Here is a 2,666-nt window from a genome sequence, read left to right on the forward strand (position 1 = left end):
ATTACAATTTTTGTCATATATTAATATTTGCAGCCCTCCTTGCAGATATCTATATATTTGTTTAGCGGCGAATTCTATTCATTGGAATAATTAAACCTATGAGTCAAATAGTCTGGATAGCAAGACACGCTAACCGCCTCGATTTCGTAAACCCCGATTGGTTTCTCACCGCTGAACGACGCTATGATCCGCCATTATCTGATGATGGTATGGTGCAGGCACAGCAGTTAGCTCAACGTTTGAAAAAAGAAAACATTGGTCATATTTTCGCTTCTCCTTTCCTGCGAACCGTACAAACAGCAAACGCAGTTGCAGAAATGCTCAAATTGCCGATCAAACTCGAAACAGGTTTGAGTGAATGGCTAAACCCAGTTTGGATGACGGAAGAACCCGAAAGACTCTCAACTCCAGCCTTAGCAAAATTATTCCCCAGAATTGACACTAGCTATACATCGCGCATCGCCGCCAAATATCCTGAAACTCACGAAAAAGTCCGAGAACGTTCTGGGCAAACTGCCAGATGTTTAGCTACTGAGTTCTTCCCACAGGATATCCTGCTAGTGGCACATGGCGCATCTGTGTTGGGCGGAGCAATGGGACTAGTAGGGGAAATTGCCAAAACAGAAGTTAAAGCTTCTTTATGTTCCTTGGTAAAAGTGGTACGCCAGGAACCAGAATGGTTATTAGAACTCACGGGAGATACTTCCCATTTAACCCACATAGAAGAAGTTATTCGATTTGCTTAAACCTCTAATAGGGATTTGTGTTCATAGCTTCTGCTAGGTTGGGTATATCCTACAAATAAAGTAATTAATCCGCGAATAAGTTCTATGACATTGTTACTAGCAGGAGACATCGGCGGTACGAAAACTATTCTGCGATTGGTTGAAACATCAGATTCACCAGTTTTACATACTATTTATCAGGAAAGTTACCACAGTGCTGATTTTCCCGATTTAGTGCCCATAGTGCAGCAGTTTTTGGTCAAAGCTAATACACCCACACCAGAAAAGGCCTGTTTTGCGATCGCAGGGCCTATTGTCAAAAATACTGCCAAACTAACCAATTTAGTCTGGTTCCTGGATACTGAACGTCTACAACAAGAATTGGGTATCCCCCAAATTTCTTTGATTAACGACTTCGCCGCAGTTGGCTATGGCATTTTAGGTTTACAAAAACAAGACTTACTGACGTTGCAAGTTGGCAAATCTCAACCAGAAGCCCCGATTGGAATTATTGGTGCTGGTACTGGCTTAGGACAAGGATTTTTAATTAAACAGGGAAACTACTATCAAGTCTTTCCCTCAGAAGGTGGACACGCTGACTTTGCCCCTCGGAACGAGATTGAGTTTCAACTGTTGAAATACCTGCTGGGTAAACATGATATCCAGCGCATTTCTGTGGAACGCGTGGTTTCTGGAATGGGGATTGTGGCAATTTACCAATTTCTGCGCGATCGCAAATTTGCCGCCGAATCTCCAGATATTGCCCAAGTTGTGAGAACTTGGGAACAAGAAGCGGGACAAGAAGAGAAAAGTGTCGATCCTGGTGCTGCTATTGGTACAGCTGCACTACAAAAACGCGATCGCCTCTGTGAACAAACCTTGCAATTATTTATAGACGCTTATGGTGCAGAAGCCGGCAATCTCGCCCTGAAACTCTTACCTTATGGTGGCTTATACATCGCTGGTGGAATTGCACCCAAAATCTTACCATTAATTGAAAACAGCGGTTTCTTATTAAACTTCACTCAAAAAGGCAGGATGCGCCGCCTCCTTGAAGAGATACCCGTGTATATTATTCTCAATCCGCAAGTGGGGCTAATAGGTGCTGCTTTATGTGCTGCTAGGTTATAACAGCTGGCATCATCAGTGAGATCAGCATCTCAAAAGGCAAAAAATATGACAATGAAAAGTCTGTTGCCATTAATCGCCGCCACCTTTGTCTGTGGTGGTTCTATTCTCGTGGAAGCGCGTCAACCCAAACCCCCGGTGGCTGTTGTCAAAGCAACCGTCACTAAACCCGTGCAGCCACAATGGAAGTTATACACCCCTCCAGATGGACGCTTTAGTATTTTGATGCCGGGAAGCCCCAACAGAAATACCCAATCTCAAAAAACTTATATGGGGGAAATTAACTTAGAAATATTTGTCGCTGAACCACCAAAACAGCAAGTAGCATACATAGTTGCTTACAATGATTTTCCTTATAGTTACGGTGAAATGGCTGACCCCCAAGCTGTACTTAATAATGCACGGGATATGGCTTTAAAGACTACGAAAAGTAATTTAATTAGTCAACGAAACATTCGTAGTTCCAATAATCATCCTGGCAAAGAAATTGAGTACATCAATTCTGGAGGGAAAATCACTAAAAGTAGAATGTATGTTGCTGAAGGGAGATTATATCAAGTAATGGCAATAACTACAAAAAAACAGCAGAAGACATTAGCTAAAACCATTACTGGGTATTTAAATTCCTTCCATGTAGTTTTGAAAAAATGAAATAACTAAAACCTCTGCTATATCAGCCTTGCAATCAATTGTGTGGCTCAGATAGTGCTTTTTGTGTGTATGCCACAATCCAAAAATATTAGGCTTCTGGTTCAACGCCGAGCGATCGCAATTGAGTAGTCAAGCGATCGGCTCTTTCCTCACTAGTCAACA

General features: G+C 42.2%; 3 protein-coding genes. All 3 read left to right on the plus strand.

Annotated features, from left to right (window positions below; genetic code table 11):
* The first annotated feature begins 98 nt into the window (after positions 1-98).
* Entirely contained in the window at positions 99-746 is a 648-nt protein-coding gene (locus RRG12_RS42690) for a histidine phosphatase family protein (protein WP_069071524.1), read from the plus strand.
* A gap of 84 nt (positions 747-830) precedes the next feature.
* Entirely contained in the window at positions 831-1,856 is a 1,026-nt protein-coding gene (locus tag RRG12_RS42695) for a glucokinase (RefSeq protein WP_420757966.1), read from the plus strand.
* Positions 1,857-1,901: 45 nt separating this feature from the next.
* Complete coding sequence (locus RRG12_RS42700) at positions 1,902-2,504, plus strand: hypothetical protein (protein ID WP_420757967.1); 603 nt, start codon at positions 1,902-1,904, stop codon at positions 2,502-2,504.
* The last annotated feature ends 162 nt before the right edge of the window (positions 2,505-2,666 follow it).

The organism is Nostoc sp. CALU 546, assembly GCF_048836525.1.